General features: G+C 29.4%; 17 protein-coding genes. 15 read left to right on the forward strand and 2 right to left on the reverse strand.

What is annotated here, in order from left to right:
- Positions 1-276: hypothetical protein (locus KHW44_RS01290; protein ID WP_002836777.1), on the forward strand; the 276-nt coding region annotated here is incomplete at its 5' end.
- Positions 277-336: 60 nt separating this feature from the next.
- Entirely contained in the window at positions 337-828 is a 492-nt protein-coding gene (locus KHW44_RS01295; protein WP_294685108.1) for a ferritin, read from the forward strand.
- A 98-nt stretch (positions 829-926) separates the two neighbouring features.
- Here KHW44_RS01295 and KHW44_RS01300 read toward each other — a convergent pair whose 3' ends face one another.
- Entirely contained in the window at positions 927-2,816 is a 1,890-nt protein-coding gene (locus KHW44_RS01300; protein WP_002836774.1) for a DUF4118 domain-containing protein, read from the reverse strand.
- Between the two features lie 285 nt (positions 2,817-3,101).
- Here KHW44_RS01300 and kdpF point away from each other — a divergent pair, with 285 nt between their 5' ends.
- The 8 genes from kdpF (at position 3,102) to yihA (ending at position 11,400) form a co-directional block, all read left to right on the forward strand.
- Positions 3,102-3,179, forward strand: a complete 78-nt coding sequence (gene kdpF / locus KHW44_RS10085; RefSeq protein WP_080545264.1) for a K(+)-transporting ATPase subunit F — start codon at positions 3,102-3,104, stop codon at positions 3,177-3,179.
- A gap of 22 nt (positions 3,180-3,201) precedes the next feature.
- On the forward strand, positions 3,202-3,504 hold the full coding sequence (locus tag KHW44_RS01305) for a tetratricopeptide repeat protein (RefSeq protein ID WP_002836773.1): 303 nt from the start codon (positions 3,202-3,204) through the stop codon (positions 3,502-3,504).
- A gap of 26 nt (positions 3,505-3,530) precedes the next feature.
- The gene (locus tag KHW44_RS01310) at positions 3,531-5,267 is read left to right on the forward strand and encodes a potassium-transporting ATPase subunit KdpA (RefSeq protein WP_294685105.1); all 1,737 of its coding nucleotides are present in this window, start codon (positions 3,531-3,533) and stop codon (positions 5,265-5,267) included.
- An 8-nt stretch (positions 5,268-5,275) separates the two neighbouring features.
- Entirely contained in the window at positions 5,276-7,333 is a 2,058-nt protein-coding gene (gene kdpB, locus KHW44_RS01315) for a potassium-transporting ATPase subunit KdpB (protein WP_304064973.1), read from the forward strand.
- A gap of 12 nt (positions 7,334-7,345) precedes the next feature.
- Complete coding sequence (kdpC, locus tag KHW44_RS01320) at positions 7,346-7,948, forward strand: potassium-transporting ATPase subunit KdpC (RefSeq protein ID WP_304064976.1); 603 nt, start codon at positions 7,346-7,348, stop codon at positions 7,946-7,948.
- Between the two features lie 110 nt (positions 7,949-8,058).
- On the forward strand, positions 8,059-8,778 hold the full coding sequence (locus tag KHW44_RS01325; RefSeq protein WP_002836769.1) for a response regulator transcription factor: 720 nt from the start codon (positions 8,059-8,061) through the stop codon (positions 8,776-8,778).
- A 1-nt stretch (position 8,779) separates the two neighbouring features.
- Positions 8,780-10,708 carry a DUF4118 domain-containing protein gene (locus KHW44_RS01330; RefSeq protein WP_304064981.1) on the forward strand — a complete coding sequence of 643 codons (1,929 nt, stop codon included), beginning with the start codon at positions 8,780-8,782 and terminating at the stop codon, positions 10,706-10,708.
- Between the two features lie 86 nt (positions 10,709-10,794).
- Positions 10,795-11,400 (forward strand): ribosome biogenesis GTP-binding protein YihA/YsxC, encoded by a 606-nt coding sequence (gene yihA / locus KHW44_RS01335; RefSeq protein WP_294684998.1) that lies wholly within the window; start codon positions 10,795-10,797, stop codon positions 11,398-11,400.
- A gap of 108 nt (positions 11,401-11,508) precedes the next feature.
- Here the strand turns inward: yihA and rd are convergent, their stop codons facing one another.
- Positions 11,509-11,670 carry a rubredoxin gene (rd, locus tag KHW44_RS01340; RefSeq protein ID WP_294684997.1) on the reverse strand — a complete coding sequence of 54 codons (162 nt, stop codon included), beginning with the start codon at positions 11,668-11,670 and terminating at the stop codon, positions 11,509-11,511.
- Between the two features lie 165 nt (positions 11,671-11,835).
- Between rd and KHW44_RS01345 the strand changes: the two genes are divergently transcribed.
- From KHW44_RS01345 to KHW44_RS01365, 5 genes are all read left to right on the forward strand, one after another.
- Complete coding sequence (locus tag KHW44_RS01345) at positions 11,836-12,228, forward strand: ATP-binding protein (RefSeq protein ID WP_304064986.1); 393 nt, start codon at positions 11,836-11,838, stop codon at positions 12,226-12,228.
- Positions 12,229-12,319: 91 nt separating this feature from the next.
- A complete protein-coding gene (gene typA / locus KHW44_RS01350) occupies positions 12,320-14,179 on the forward strand; it encodes a translational GTPase TypA (protein WP_294684995.1) in 1,860 nt (619 codons plus the stop codon).
- Between the two features lie 304 nt (positions 14,180-14,483).
- Positions 14,484-14,810, forward strand: a complete 327-nt coding sequence (locus KHW44_RS01355; protein WP_294685811.1) for a YerC/YecD family TrpR-related protein — start codon at positions 14,484-14,486, stop codon at positions 14,808-14,810.
- 81 nt (positions 14,811-14,891) lie between these two features.
- Positions 14,892-16,511, forward strand: coding sequence for an MBL fold metallo-hydrolase RNA specificity domain-containing protein (locus KHW44_RS01360; RefSeq protein ID WP_294685809.1), 1,620 nt, complete (start codon positions 14,892-14,894; stop codon positions 16,509-16,511).
- Between the two features lie 36 nt (positions 16,512-16,547).
- Positions 16,548-16,985 (forward strand): hypothetical protein, encoded by a 438-nt coding sequence (locus KHW44_RS01365; protein WP_304064997.1) that lies wholly within the window; start codon positions 16,548-16,550, stop codon positions 16,983-16,985.
- Positions 16,986-17,043: the final 58 nt, after the last annotated feature.

Below are 17,043 nucleotides of genomic sequence, written 5' to 3' on the forward strand. Positions count from 1 at the left end.
ATGAATAATGTTTTACTGATAAATAGAATAATTCCTACAATTGATGACGATAGAATTTGCAACATTACTTTTGTAATTGCAGACATGCATTTACAAGAAGTTCACGATAAAATAATTAAGGTTATTGACTCATCAGAATATATGGATTTAAATAACACCGAAATAAATTACAATGGGTTTACTACCAAACAAAAGGCAAAATTGATTCCTGAAATCATGAAGGTATTGGTGGAAAATAATTTAAAAGTTTATGGTGTTTATGATTTGTATTCTTAAATTTATGGTAAAATGATTAACTAACAGTCACATAAATTAAATTATAAGGAGTATGATAAAATGAACAGAGAAGAATTATTAAAAAAAATTGACGAACAATTAGTTTTTGAATTACAATCAGGCTATGAATACAAACAGATGGCTTCTGAATTCAATGATATGGATTGGGATGGATTTGAACACTTTATGGAAATGCAAGCCCATGAAGAATTTGAACACGCTGAATACTTCAGAAAATGGTTACAACAAGTTGGACATAAGATTGAATACAAAACAATCGAAGCTCCAAAAGCTGACTACGACAAAGATGTATTAAGCATTTTCAAAGCTGCTTTAGAACACGAAAAAGAAGTTACAAGAAGAATCAGAGAATTATTTGATGCAGCTCATGAAATCAAATTCTATGAAGTATACACTCTTCTACAAAAATTCATTGACGAACAAATCGAAGAAGAAGCTACTTTTGATAATATCATAGCAAAACTTGAAAGAACTGAAAACAGTAATGCTGGTCTTGCAATATTAGATCACGAAATGGCACAAAGACAATAATTCTAGCAAATTAGTATAAAAGTCCCCGTAGGTTAATATTTTTTAACTTATGGGGACTTTGTTTTTTATTGAATCAAATATTTCTATTGTATTATTGCTCAATGTTCTATGGAGTCCATTGCTAATGCAACTTCGTTTAACATAGCTAAAAGAAGAGATTTATCTCTTAAAGAAATATTTTTTTTACTATATGACATGTCGATTCCGACTACACCATATACGTAATTTCCTTTTCTAATAGCAAAGTAGAGCCCTTTAGCACTAGAGAGCGTATTTGTAGTAGCTCCTGCACTTTCGTTGTTCAAATAAACCCACTGAGCTACAGTTTTTTCTGCTTCTGAAACATATGTGTTATTTGCGCTTTCATTATTTTCGGGATTATAAATTTTGGGAGCTTTAAGTTCATTATCCTTTATAGGATAAAAAACTATAACTCTATTCAATAATTTATAAAGATGATAACAAGTTTGATACATTATTTTATCGTAATTATTTGCTGACTGTAAACTTTGACTAATTTTAAATAAAATCTCAAAGTTATGAGACTGTTCAATAGCTAATAAATTTTCTTTTTTTAATTTGTTTTGCATTAAGCATATTATAAATGACACAATGCTCATAATTAAAAATATCATAAAATATTCTTTAGAGTTAATTATAAAGGAAAAGTAAGGCTCTAAAAAGAAATAATCAATTATCAGGATATTAATTATTGACGAAATTACATTATAAATTGGATGTTTCGTTGTAAATCCAACAATACATGTTGATAAAATGTAAACCAATACAATATTTGTTGTACTAAAATCAAGTTCAAAGAAGAAAAAAGACAACAGTGTTGATACTAGAATAATAGAAAAAGTAGTCAAAAAGTCTTCTATATCAAATTGAAACGGATTTTCAAGGTTTAGCTTTACTTTCTTAGGTTCTTGATTTGCATCTGGGATTATAAATATATCAAGTGTTGGATTTGTTTTTGTAATTGAATCAATGATTGTTGATTTTCTCAATAAAGATACTTTTTGAAGGGATCTTCCTAAAACTAATTTTGAAATACCGCTGACTTTTGCGTATTGACTTATCTGAAAAGCTACGTCATCTCCATATGTTGAAACTAGATTTGCTTTTAAATGTTTTGCAAGATTTATGTTAGCTTGTAAATCGTATTTTTCTTTTTGAGATAAAAACTTCGAATTTGACGTTTCAACAAATAATGCACTAAATTCTGCATGAAAAGACTTAGCCATTCTATAAGCAGTTCTTATTACTTTTTGATTTGTGGGTGAAGGGCTAATGCAGACTAAAATGTGTTCTTTTAAAAAAGGTCTATTTTTTTCATCAGTGTATAAATTTATACGATCAGCACATCTTCTCAGAGTTATTTCTCTCAACGAAACCAGATTACCTTTTGTAAAAAAGTTAGCAAGTGCTTTTTGTGATTGCATCGCATTGTATATTTTTCCGCTTTTTAATCGCTGGAGCAACTGTTCAACTTCAATATCGATAATTTTTATATTATCAGCGTTATCAAAAATATAATCAGGAATACGTTCATTTATCTTTATTCTCGTTATTGATTCGATGATATCATGAAGACTTTCTAAATGCTGAACATTTAATGTAGTATATACGTCGATGCCTGCTTTCAGCAACTCCTCTATATCTTGGTATCTTTTTTTATGCCTAGAAGTTGGAGCATTAGTGTGTGCTAATTCATCAACCAATACAATTTGAGGCTTTCTTTTAATAGTAGAATCTATATCTAATTCATAAAAAACATGATTTTTGTATGTGATTTTTTTGTTTTCTACTCTCTGCAAACCATTTATTAAATCAAGCGTATCTTTTCTGTCGTGAGGTTCGATATATCCAATTACAACATCTGCTCCATCCAAGTCTTTTTCATGTGCATATTTTAGCATACTGTAAGTTTTTCCTACGCCAGCACAATAGCCAAAGAATATGGTTAATTTTCCTTTTTTATCCATAAAATCATCTCCTAGAAAACTCTATCAGATATAGTTTACTATAAATACAATCGAATTTTTGCTTTAGCTTAAATTTTAATGCGATTTTAATATTGCAGTGGCTTTTTTTAAAACCATTTTAAGGTCTATGATGATATACTCATTTTACAGTTTAATAAATAGGAGGCGCTATATATGAAAGATATCATTATGATAGTAATTTTACTTTTATCATTTTTGATGTTGAAATATTTTGTATATATGATAGATCGTATTATAAATAAGAAATAAAATAGGGAGGATTTTATGATATTTATATCAATATTAATATTAGGAATTATTTGTTATCTTTTTTATGCTTTAATTAATCCTGAAAAATTTTAGGGTTTTAAATTGGAGGTAAATTATGGAAGGAATAAAAAATGAAAAAGATTGTATGTATGAATTTAGTTTAATAATAAAACACAAAGTTGATTTAGGAAAATATGATGAATGCTTAGAGTTAATTTATAAAAAAATGGCTGAGTTTCCTCATGATCCAGTACCACATAATTTATTGGGAATATTGATGGAGATTAAAGGCAATCATCTTTTAGCAATGAAACACTTAAGAGCTGCTTGGGCTCTAGATCCTAGTTACACACCTGCTAGTATTAATTTAGACAATATGGGTTCAAATGGATCGAGAAAATTATATGTGTTTTCATAAGATTTTTAATTTAAGAAGGAGAAATTATGTTTCAAATATTGATAACATTACTGATATTTTTAATTATTATATTTCCGATTGGAAATTATTTGTATAAGATAACTGTTAATAAACAAACTTGTTTGGATTCTATCTTTGACAGATTTGATTCATTAATTTTTAAAGTATTAAAAATAGATAAAAATGATATGGATTGGAAACAATATGCAAAAACTTTATTGTTAGTTAATGCATGTTTGGTATTTGTTGGATACCTAGTACTAAGGGTTCAATCATTTAATTTATTTAATCCAAATAAAATACAGGCAATGGAAGAATCATTAAGTTTTAATACTATTATATCTTTTATGACTAATACTAATTTACAACATTATTCTGGGGAATCTGGTTTATCCTATTTTTCTCAAATGTTTGTAATTACAATGATGATGTTTACTTCAGCAGCTACAGGATATGCTGCATGTGTTGCAATGATAAGAGGTATTTTAGGTAAAAAAATGGGTAATTTTTATGTTGACTTTATTAAAATAATAACTAGATTTTTATTACCAGCCTCGATTATAGTAGGAATAATATTAGTATCACAAGGAGTTCCTCAAAATTTAAATAGTAATATGATAGTAAGTACAATTGAAGGGAAAAACCAACAAATTGCATCTGGACCAGTGGCGGCATTGGAATCAATTAAACATTTGGGGACAAACGGAGGAGGTTTTTTTGGAGCGAACTCTTCAACACCTTTTGAAAATCCAAATATCATTTCAAATATAATCGAATTACTATCAATGATGATATTGCCAGCATCGTGTATCTTTATTTTTGGTAAAATGGCTTATGATAATTCAAAAGAAAAAGCCACAAACAATGATGATCACAAAAGTATAAAATCATTTAATAGAAAGCATATATTAATTGGTACAGAAGGAAGAACTGTATTTGTAGCGATGTCGATATTGTTTTTAATAGGATTGGGAATTTGTTATTTCACTGAAAGTCACGGAATTAATGGAGCCACACTTTCAGGAATTTCACAAAATCTTGGAAATATGGAAGGAAAAGAAATGCGTTTTGGTATCTCTCAATCTACTTTATTTACCACCGTAACAACTTCTTTTACAACAGGTACAGTAAATAATATGCATGATACACTTACACCTCTAGGGGGAATGGTTCCTCTTATTAATATGATGATGAATGTAGTATTCGGAGGTGCTGGAGTCGGACTAATGAATATGTTAATATATGCCATTTTGGCGGTTTTCATTTGTGGACTAATGATAGGAAAAACTCCGGAATACTTGGGTAAAAAAATAGAAGGAAACGAGATGAAATTAGCTGCCTTATCAATAATAATACATCCTTTATTAATTTTAGGGTTTTCAGCTTTAGCTGTTAGTGTTAATGGAGGAGTACAAGGAATAACTAATCCTGGATTTCATGGGTTGAGCCAAGTGCTTTATGAATTTTCTTCCTCAGCGGCAAATAATGGTTCAGGGTTTGAAGGCTTAACAGATAATAATCTTTTTTGGAACATAACTTGCGGATTAGTAATGTTTTTGGGGAGATATTTATCCATAATAATTCAGCTAGCTATAGCTGGTAGTTTATCTAAAAAAGTTAATGTTAACGAAACTATAGGAACATTAAAAACTGATAATCTTACTTTCTCAATAATTATAGTCATTGTTGTTTATATATTTTCTGCATTAACTTTCTTGCCGGTTCTTGCATTAGGACCAATAGCAGAGTGGTTGACCTTATAGGAGGAGTTATGAGTAAAAATAAAAAAACAAAATTTGTGACAAACGATATATTAAAATCATCCATAAAAGGAGCTTTTTTAAAACTAAATCCAAAATATATGGTAAAAAATCCGGTAATGTTCGTCGTTGAAATAGGATTTTTCATATGTTTATTACTTGCTTTCTTTCCGGGACTATTTGATGATGGAAGTAGAAATTCTAACATTTATAATGGCTTAGTGTCTGTTATTTTATTTATAACATTAGTTTTTGCTAATTTTGCAGAATCTGTTGCAGAAGGTAGAGGTAAAGCTCAAGCAGAAAGCCTTAAGAAAACAAAAAAAGATACGAAAGCAAGATGTATATTGGAAAATGGCGAAGAAATAGAAAAATCAAGTAATGAGTTAAAAAAAGGAGATATTGTTTTAGTAAAGTCAGGCGAAATAATTCCTAATGACGGCGAAATAATAGAAGGAATTGCAAGCATAGATGAATCCGCTATTACTGGTGAATCTGCTCCTGTTACAAAGGAAAGTGGGGGAGATTTCTGTTCAGTTACAGGTGGAACTTTGGTAGTTTCTGACTGGATAAAAGTAAAAATTACTTCTGAACCAGGAGAGTCTTTCTTGGATAAGATGATATCTCTTGTAGAAGGAGCATCAAGACAAAAAACTCCTAATGAAATAGCACTTAACACTCTGCTAGTTTCTCTAACTATAATTTTTATTATTGTTATAATAACTCTATATCCAATAGCTGTTTATGCTAATGTTAAAGTATCAGTATCAACTTTAATTGCTTTATTAGTCTGCTTGATACCTACAACTATAGGGGCACTATTGAGCGCTATAGGAATTGCTGGAATGGATCGTGTAACTAGATTCAATGTAATAGCAATGTCAGGAAAAGCTGTTGAATCATGCGGAGATGTTGACACAATGATTTTGGATAAAACAGGAACTATAACTTTTGGAAATAGGCTAGCTAGTGATTTTATAAATTTAGATGGCATCCATAAGTCAGATCTTATTGATTACTCTTGTATTGCATCTCTAAAAGATGATACACCTGAAGGTAAATCAACAGTAGAATTGGCAAGAAAATTAGGATCAAAAGTTATTTTTGATGACTACAATGATGCATCATTTGTGGAATTTACAGCGTCAAGTAAGATGAGTGGTGTAGATCTAAAAAATGGAACTTCAATTCGAAAAGGTTCAGGAGATGCCATAATTAAATTAATAAGAGATAAAGGGGGAGAAATTCCAGGGGATTTAGAAACAAAAATTAGTGGCATATCTAAATTGGGTGGAACCCCATTGGTTGTTTGTGTTGATAATGTAATCTACGGCATTATCTATTTAAAAGACACTGTAAAACCAGGTTTAAGGGAAAGATTTGAACGATTAAGAAAAATAGGTATTAAAACTATAATGTGTACTGGAGACAATCCATTAACAGCTGCGACAATAGCGGCAGAAGCTGGCGTCGACGGGTATATTGCAGAATGTAAACCTGAAGATAAGATAGAAGCTATAAAAAAAGAACAATCGCTAGGTAAGATTGTAGCAATGACGGGAGATGGCACAAATGATGCTCCAGCATTGGCTCAAGCAGATGTTGGGATAGCAATGAATAGTGGAACAACTTCTGCAAAAGAAGCTGCTAATATGGTAGATTTGGATTCAAATCCAACAAAAATTTTGGAAGTTATAGAAATAGGAAAGCAATTACTGATAACTAGAGGATCATTAACGACATTTTCTATTTCAAATGATATAGCCAAATATTTTGCAATAATACCAGCGATTTTTACAGTAGCAATTCCAAAAATGAAAGTATTAAATATTATGTCATTGAGTACACCATCAAGTGCAATTATATCAGCATTGATATTTAATGCCATAATTATTCCTTGTTTAATACCTTTAGCCATGAGAGGGGTAAAATATGAACCTATGTCAGCATCAAAAATGTTAGGTAAGAATATGCTTATATATGGTTTAGGAGGAATAATTTGTCCGTTCATTGGAATAAAAATAATAGATATTTTGGTTAGCCCATTGTTAACTTTACTTGGGGTTTAAAAGGAGAAATTAATGAAGTTTTTGAAAAAAAATAAAAAAGCTTTTATTGTATCGTTATTTATGTTTGTTTTGTGTGGAGTTATTTATCCTTTCTTTCTTACAGGAATAAGTCAACTCATTTTTTTCAAACAAGCTAATGGAAGTTTAGTAAGTTACAATAATAAAGTTGTAGGCTCAAAGTTAATAGGTCAAGAATTTACAGATCCTAGGTTATTTCATTGCAGACCATCTGCAGTTAATTATAATGTATTTACAGGAAATAAACATGAAGCAATATCTTCTGGTAGTGAAAATTTAGCTGTAAGTAACCCAGAATTAAAGCAAAGAATTAGCCAAGATACTAATAAATTATTACTTGAAAATCCATCAATAAAAAAATCTGATATTCCAGAAGATATAATAACACAATCAGCATCTGGTCTAGATCCACATATATCTATAAAAGCTGCAAATATTCAAGTTGACAGAATAGAAAAAAACACTGGATTATCTAAAAAAGTTATTGAAGAATTAATTAAAAAGAATACTAACTATAAACTATTTGGTATTTTTGGAGAAAACACTGTGAATGTACTTGAATTAAATATTGACTTGATTAAAGAGTTGAAAAAATAATTATAGGTATATGATATAAAACTAGGTCCCACATATAGAAAATTTTGTCAGAGACCTAGTTTTTTTAATTCTATTTTAAATAGATATTGTATAATATAGAGGGGTGAAAAATGAATGACAACACAAGAATATTAATAATAGAAGATGACAGAGCAGTTAGAAATCTAATTTCTAATACTTTAAAAATAAATAGATTTAATTATGATTTAGCTGTAAATGGTAGTGAAGCACTATTGTTATTTACTACGAACAAATACGATATAGTTTTTGTAGATTTAGGGTTACCTGATATTGACGGAATTGATCTTATTAAAAAATTCAGAGAGTTTTCAACTACTCCGATTATTGTAATAAGTGCGAGGAGTAACGACGAAGATAAAATAGAAGCATTAGATGCAGGAGCTGATGATTTTTTAACTAAACCATTTAATGTTGAGGAATTATTGGCTAGAGTTCGCTCTACGATAAGACGTTTAAATTATTCTGAAAATAATAGAATAGATAATAATGTAACATTTGAGAATGGCGATATAAAAATTGATTATCCTTCAAGAAGTGTGTTTGTTAAAGGAGAAGAAATCCATTTAATGCCAATTGAATACAGTTTATTATGTTTACTATCCAAAAATATAGGTAAAGTTCTTACTCATCAATATATTTTAAAAACTATTTGGGTGAATTATTTAGATTCTGATTTATCTTCATTAAGAGTTTATATGACTTCTCTTAGGAAAAAAATAGAAAAAGTATCTTGTGAGAAGTATATTCAAACTCATATAGGCGTAGGATATAAAATGATAAGGGTTAATAAGTCAGATTCGGAGAAATAATATGATTGAAAAAGCTAAAGATTCAATATTAGTTTGTATATCTGATGCAAAGTCAAATAGCTTGGTAATAAAGAAAGCCAACGAAATAGCTAGTAAAGAAAACGCAAGGCTTATTGCATTATATGTTTGCGATAGAAATGATTACCAAAAAAAACAAGAAAAAGGATTTTTACAACAAAACTTAGATTTAGCTGAAAGTATCGGAGCCATGATTGAAATAATTTATGATGATGATATTGCGGCTCAAATAGTTAATTTTGCAAAGTTATACAGAGTAAAAAAAATTGTTCTGGGGAGAAACAACAACCAGAGGAATTTTTTTATATTAAATAAAAGCATCTGTGATGAAGTTATTGAAAAAATTGAGGATATAGACATTCATATCGTTCCTTTTTACGAGGATTTTTCAATTAAACGATTTGAAACTAATAAAAACATCATTCGAGATGTATTTATTAGTTTATTTATATTGATTTTATGCACATTAGCTGGTTATGTATTTTATTTTTATAAATTTGGTGAATCAAATATTATAATGATATATATATTAGGAGTGTTTTTTATAGCGCTTATAACGTATAATGAAATTTTAAGTATGACGGCATCGATAATTTGTGTTTTAGCTTTTAATTTTTGTTTTACTGAGCCAACTTTGAGTTTTTCTTTTTATAATAAAAATTATATAATAACATTTTTAGTTTTATTGATAGTCTCATTTTTGACGAGTAAATTAGCTAGTCGTATAAAAAAAAGTGCAGAAAATTCATCTAATATGATATACATTACTAAGTTATTATTAGAGACAAATCAGATGTTACAATCTAAAATAACGAAATCTGAAATAATTGAAACAGGATGTAATCAGTTATCGAATCTATTAAAAAGAAATATTAAATATTATGATATATTAGATAATGAAATTCAAAAGCCATTAAAATTTTGTTATAATTCTGTAAAGGATAATGAAATTTCGGATCCGGAAGAAGAAAAGGAAATAGTAGAATGGGCTTATTTACACAATAGTAATGCTGGGGCTACTACCAGATATTTACCAGAGGCTAAATATCTGTATTATACTATAAGAAATAATACAAATGTTTATGGAATAATTGGTATATATTTATATAAGGACAGGTTGGATTCGGTTGAAAACAAAATCTTATTAGCTATTCTAGGAGATATGTCACTAGCACTTGAGAAGGAAAAAGTGATTGAGGATAAGAATAGAGCAAACTTGAAAATAAAAGATGAGCAATTTAAGACCAATCTATTACGATCTATATCACATGATTTGAGAACACCTTTAACCACTATTTGTGGGGATTCGGATATATTGCTAAATAACTATAAAAACTTGACTGAATCAATGAAATTAGAACTATTTCAAGATATTTATGATGATTCTCAATGGCTGTTAAATCTGATAGAAAACATACTATCTATTACTAGAGTAGAAGAAGGAAGGATGAAGCTAAAAATTGAACCACAAATTGTTGAAGAAGTAATTGATGAAGCTTTAAAGCATATAAATAGAGATAAAAGAAAACACAATATAAATGTTGATATTGAAGATGAATATTTGATGGCAAACATGGACGTAAGGCTAATTATTCAAGTAATCATAAACTTGGTAGATAATGCTATAAAATATACAGATGAAGGATCAAATATTCTGATTAAAGCTTTTAAAAAGGACGGAAATACAATAATACAAATTTGTGATGATGGAAATGGTATAAGAGATAATGATAAGGAAAAAATTTTTCGAAAATTTTATACATCCAATGATAAAATATCTGACAATAAAAGAAGTATAGGTTTAGGGTTATATCTATGTAAGATCATAGTAGAAGCACATGGCGGGTCAATAAAAGTTGAAGACAATAAGCCCAAAGGAGCAATATTTACTTTTAATCTCAAAGCATTATAAAATAATAAATTAATACCGTTATATAAGGATTTATGAAAATTTTTAAAGTTTTGATATAATCAATTATACACTATATGGAGGTGAACATGAGAATAATTAATTCTGATTTAGAGAAAATCGCGTTTTTAAAAGAACAATATCCAGATGAATCTTTGCCAGAAATTGCTTTTTGTGGAAGAAGTAACGTAGGTAAGTCATCTTTTATCAATTCAATTCTAGACAGAAAAAACTTAGCTAGGACTTCTTCTAAACCAGGGAAAACCCGCACAGTAAACTTTTACAATGCAAATAATGAGTTTAGATTAGTGGATTTGCCCGGATATGGGTATGCCCAAACATCAAAATCCGAAAAGAAAAAGTGGGCTCAAGTTATTGAAACTTATTTGAATAATAGAAGAAATTTGTATGAAGTGTTTTTGATTGTAGATATTAGACATAAGCCAACCGTACAAGATAAGGAAATGTACAATTGGATAATTCAAAGTGGATTTTGTGGATTTGTTATTGCAACAAAACTAGATAAAATCGGTAAAACTATGATTAAAAAGAACTTAAACATAATAAAAAAAGAACTATGCATAGATGATGATAATCTAATCTACGAATATAGTTCAACTTCTAAGAAAAATAAAGAAGCTGTAATTGAACAGCTTGAAATGATTTTAAAACATGGAAGTGGAATTGAAGAATAAAAGTAATTAAACCCCAATTTCTTGGGGTTTTATTTTTAAAACATTTTTTGATTGACAATAATATTATGTCTTTTATGATATTATTGCCAATCGACTAATTGTATTGAATTATTCTACTACTGAAAAATCTTCTTTTCCAGCGCCACAAATTGGGCAAACCCAATCTTCAGCTAAATCTTCAAAAGCTGTTTGTGGTTGAACACCTGCATCTGGATCTCCTTCAGCTGGATCGTAGATATATCCGCATACGTCACATACATATTTTTTCATGTTTAATTTCCCCCTTTAAGATAATTACCTGTCATCAGGTATAAATTATATATACCCACTGTAAAAATTTCTAATCATTTTTTGGTTTTTATTTATATTTTAAACATTTAATGATAAAATGTTAAATTTCCTGAATATTTGGGTATAATCATACTGGGTGATAATATGTATATGTTTAAGAGGCAGTTTGTCAGTGATAGATCAATTGCTACTAAAAATATTCATACTATGCTCAGACTATTAAGAAAAGTTGTACCGGATGAAGAACTTCTTTATGATATACGATTAATAATTAATGAATTAATATTTAATGGACTAGAACATGGTAACCAATTTGATATAAATAAAAAAATAACTTTTAAAATAAAATTAAATGATGACTCCGTAAAAATTTGTGTAAAAGATGAAGGTACGGGAATTGATTATTGTTCTAACAGTTATTTTAATAATGATATTTATGTCAGAGGAAGAGGATTATTTATAGTAAGTGAATTAGCTGACGAATTAAAAATTAAAGAGAATTATGTTGAAGCAAAGCTATTAGTGAAGCCTAATTAACGAGGAATCTAATAGCTTGTTTTATTGTGAAAAATTATCTAATACGATTTTTACATAAATTTTTCTTTTATTTTTTGTTTTTTGTGATATAATGAAGTGTCACAAATTAGAGGGAAGTGGAATTTTGAAAAGAGAAGATGTAAGAAATGTAGCAATAATTGCCCATGTTGACCATGGTAAGACAACTTTGGTAGATGGGTTATTGAAAACAAGTGGTATTTTTAGAGAAAATCAGGAAGTTCAAGAACGTGTTATGGATAGTAACGATATTGAACGCGAAAGAGGAATTACTATTCTTTCAAAAAATACTGCAATTAACTACAAAAATCATAAAATTAATATTATAGATACTCCAGGTCATGCTGACTTTGGGGGAGAAGTTGAACGTGTATTAAAGATGACAAGCGGCGTTGTTTTGGTAGTAGACGCTTTTGAAGGTCCTATGCCACAAACAAAGTTCGTATTGAAAAAGGCTTTTGAACTAAATTTACCTACGATTATATGTATTAATAAGATCGATAGAAAAGAAGCCAGGGTAGATGAAGTAGTAGACGAAATTTTGGATTTGTTCATCCAATTAAATGCAGATGAATCTTATTTAGATTCACCATTTGTATTTGCTTCTGCTAGAGAAGGATTTGCAACTGATGATCTTGAAGAAAGACCAGAAGATATGACTGCTTTATTGGATAAAATCATAGATTATATTCCTGCTCCAGAAGGAGAAGAAGATGCTCCATTCAAACTTTTGATTTCAACAACTGATTTTAGCGATTATGTTGGAAGAATTGGTATAGGTAAAATTGAGCAAGGGAAAGTAAAAGTCAATGATAGCTGTGTGATTGTTAATTACAATGATCCTGAAAAGAAAAAGAAAATCAAAGTAACAAAGATTTATGAATTTGACGGATTAAACAGAGTAGAAGTTAGTGAATCAAAATTTGGATCTATTGTTGCCTTGACAGGTGTTGAAGGAATTGAAATAGGAGATACTTTGACTAATGAAGAGGACCTAGAACCTATAGAATTTGTAAGTATTTCAAATCCAACATTGGCGATGAATTTCTCTGTTAATAACTCTCCATTTGCAGGAAGAGATGGAAAGTTTGTAACAAGTAGACAAGTTCGTGCTAGATTGTACAAAGAATTAGAAACTGATGTAAGCTTAAAAGTTGAAGATACAGATTCTACAGATACTTTTAGAGTAAGTGGTAGGGGAGAACTTCATTTGTCTGTTTTAATTGAAAACATGAGACGTGAAGGATTTGAATTCCAAGTATCAAAACCTGAAGTTTTATTCAAGAAAGATGACGACGGAAAAATTCTCGAACCAATAGAGATAGTTACAATTGATATTGAAGAAGGATTCGTTGGAACAGTTATTGAAAAATTAGGCACAAGAAAAGGTGAATTGCAAGATATTTCAAATACATCAAGTGGATACACTAGACTTACATTTGAAATACCTTCCAGAGGTCTTATAGGATACCGTCAAGAGTTTTTAAGTGATACTAAGGGTAATGGTGTTATAAATACAGAATTAAAAGGATATGAGCCATATAAAGGCGAAATTCCAAAACGTCAATTGGGTTCATTGATTTCGTATGATACAGGAACTGCGACAGCTTACGGATTAAATGCAGCACAAGATAGGGGGATTTTATTCGTACAACCACAAGATGAAGTTTATGAAGGAATGGTTGTAGGTTCTAATGCAAAAGGTTTAGACATAGAAGTTAATATTTGTAAGAAAAAAGCACAAACAAATATTAGATCTTCAGCAGCAGATGAAGCGTTAAAGCTTTCTCCTCCAAAAATTATGAGTTTGGAAGAAATGATGGAATTTGTTGAAGAAGACGAACTAATTGAAATTACTCCACATCATTTGAGATTGAGAAAGAAGATTTTGGATACTCAATTAAGATATAAATCAAAAAAATACAATAAATAATTTTAATGGGAATTTATCATTTGGTAGATTCCCTTTTTTTATTAAAAAAATTTAATTTTAAATTAACAATAAAATTAATTTTAATAGAATAAATGCTAACATTTTTGGGTATATAATGTGTATAAAAATATAAAGTATCATAATTTTTCTATTGAATTAGTTTAACATTTTGTAATAAAAATTTAATCTAAAAAAACATTTGCTTTAGTAAGAAAAAGCGTGTATACTTAAATTATCAAATGCATTATATTATATTTATAAGTGGATAAAGGTTACCCAAAAAAAGAATAGAAGGAGTAATATTATGGCTGAAATTAATATCGAAGACAAAACACTAAATGAATTTTTCGATGCGATTATGATGTTAAATGGTAAAGATGAATTACAACGCTTCTTTGAAGACGTTTGCACATTGAGAGAGCTTCATTCAATTTCTCAAAGATTAGAAGTAGCAAAGTTACTTAAAATAAGAAAGACATATTCAGAAATTGAAAAAGATACTGGCGCATCAACAGCAACCATAAGTAGAGTTAATAGATCTTTACAAAATGGTGCTCAGGGATATGAATTAGTATTGGATACTTTAATAGCAAAAAACTTGGAAGAAAAAAGAAAAAGAAAGCAAAAATAAATTATTATCCGCAAAATATAGTTTGCGGATATTTTACTATAACAAATGATTTTTGGGTATATAAATAATAGGGGTGATTTGATGAAAATTACATTTTTAGGAGCGGCACAAGAGGTTACAGGTTCGTGCTATTTAGTTGAAACTGAGAAACATAAATTCATGGTTGATTGTGGTTTGTTTCAAGGTAGTAAGGAATTGGAACAAAAAAATCATGACGATATAGATTTTAGTGAAGCTGAGTTTATGATTTTGACTCATGCACATATCGATCATACAGGAAGAATTCCTCTTTTATATAAGAAAGGATTTAGAAGTCCTATATATTGCACAAAAGCTACGAAAGATTTGTCAGAAATAATGCTAATGGATAGTGCCAAAATTCAAGAAAGTGACGTTGAATGGGAAAACAGAAAAAGACAAAGATCTGGCAAAACACTGCTAAGCCCACTTTATACTACGATAGATGCGATGAGTTGCATCTCGTTATTTAGAGCACGTTATTATGACGAAGTTGTAAAGATAAATGAGGATATTAAAGTTATTTTCAGAGATGCTGGGCATATGCTAGGATCTTCCAGTTTAGAAATATTTATAACTGAGAATAATAAAACTACTAAAATTATTTTCTCTGGAGATATAGGAACTTCCAATAACCCTATTTTAAATAATCCTCAAACTTTGTCAGGTTGTGATTATTTGGTTATGGAATCTACTTATGGTAACAGAATTCATGAGCCTTACAAAGAAAGTGTTGAATCATTGATTGACATAATCGAAAAAGTTTCAGCCAGAGGAGGCACTGTAATTATTCCTAGTTTTGCAGTTGGTAGAACTCAGGAAATTATTTATGAATTAAATAGTTATTATGATTATCAAATTAAAGATCATTATGAAAAGAAAGTCCCGGTATATGTAGATAGCCCGATGGCTCTTGAAGCTACGAAAGCTTTTATGAAAAATAGTGATTTATTTAATCAAAAGGCTAAGGATTATATTTCCAGTGGGGATAATGTTTTTGAATTCGAAAACTTACACTACGTAAAAAACATTGATGAATCAAAGATGCTGAATAACGTAAAGTTTCCAAGAGTAATCATATCTTCAAGCGGAATGGCTACAGCAGGAAGAGTTCGTCACCACTTAAAGCATAATTTATGGGATGAAAAAAATGCCGTTGTTTTTGTTGGTTACCAAGCAGAAGGATCACTTGGAAGAATTTTGTTAGATGGAATAGATGAAGTAAAACTATTCGGAGAAACAATAAAAGTCAATGCCGAAATATATAATTTAGGAGGTTTTTCTGGTCATGCTGACCAAAATAACTTACTAGATTTTGTTGGAAACATGAAAACAAAACCTAAAAAAATATTCATAACTCATGGTGAATCTGAAGGGGCAGATGCTTTATCTGATTTGTTGAGAGAAAAATATAATATTGATTCTGTGATACCTGAAATTTATTCAACAGAAGAATTTGAAGCTGGAGAATACGATATTGAACAAGAAATATCTACTAATCGTTTAAACAATGATCTGTATGAAGAATTAGAGAAAATAAAACAAAAAGTAGATAGATTATATGAAAACAAAGAATTATTTGATCATAACAACCTGGACTCAGAAGAGTACAATCAACTAAATAATCAACTATTAGATTTAAAGAATAAAATCATGACTATAAACATGATAACTGGCGAATAAGTTCTGATATTTGATGCTTAAGAGCTAGGAGAAAATATGAAAGAGTATTTTTATCAAGAAAATTATGAGACAGATGTGTATTTGTTTCACGAAGGAAATAATAATAAATTGTATAATTTTCTAGGTTCACATATTTATTCCAATGAAGAAGGTAGTTTCACTAGGTTTTTAGTATGGGCACCCAATGCGAAATATGTAAATTTGGTTGGAGATTTCAATGATTGGGATGATTATTCACTCCCATTAAAAAAACTAAATGATGGTGAGATTTGGGAGATATGCCTTAAAGATGTACAAATTTTCGACTCGTATAAATACAGAATCGTAACACAGGATTCAGAAATTTTATACAAAGCTGATCCGTTCGCACTTCACAGTGAATTAAGACCAAAAACGGCAAGCAAGGTTTACGAAATAAATGGTTATAAATGGAATGATAGTAAATGGCTAAAAAGAAGAAAAAATAACCGCTGAGCCAATTCATTTTTCCGCTTATGCTACCGGGTGTATCAGACCGCTTTCGTCAACCCCT

This window comes from Finegoldia magna, assembly GCF_018371055.1.
In the GTDB taxonomy this organism is placed as follows: Bacteria; Bacillota; Clostridia; order Tissierellales; family Peptoniphilaceae; genus Finegoldia; species Finegoldia magna_I.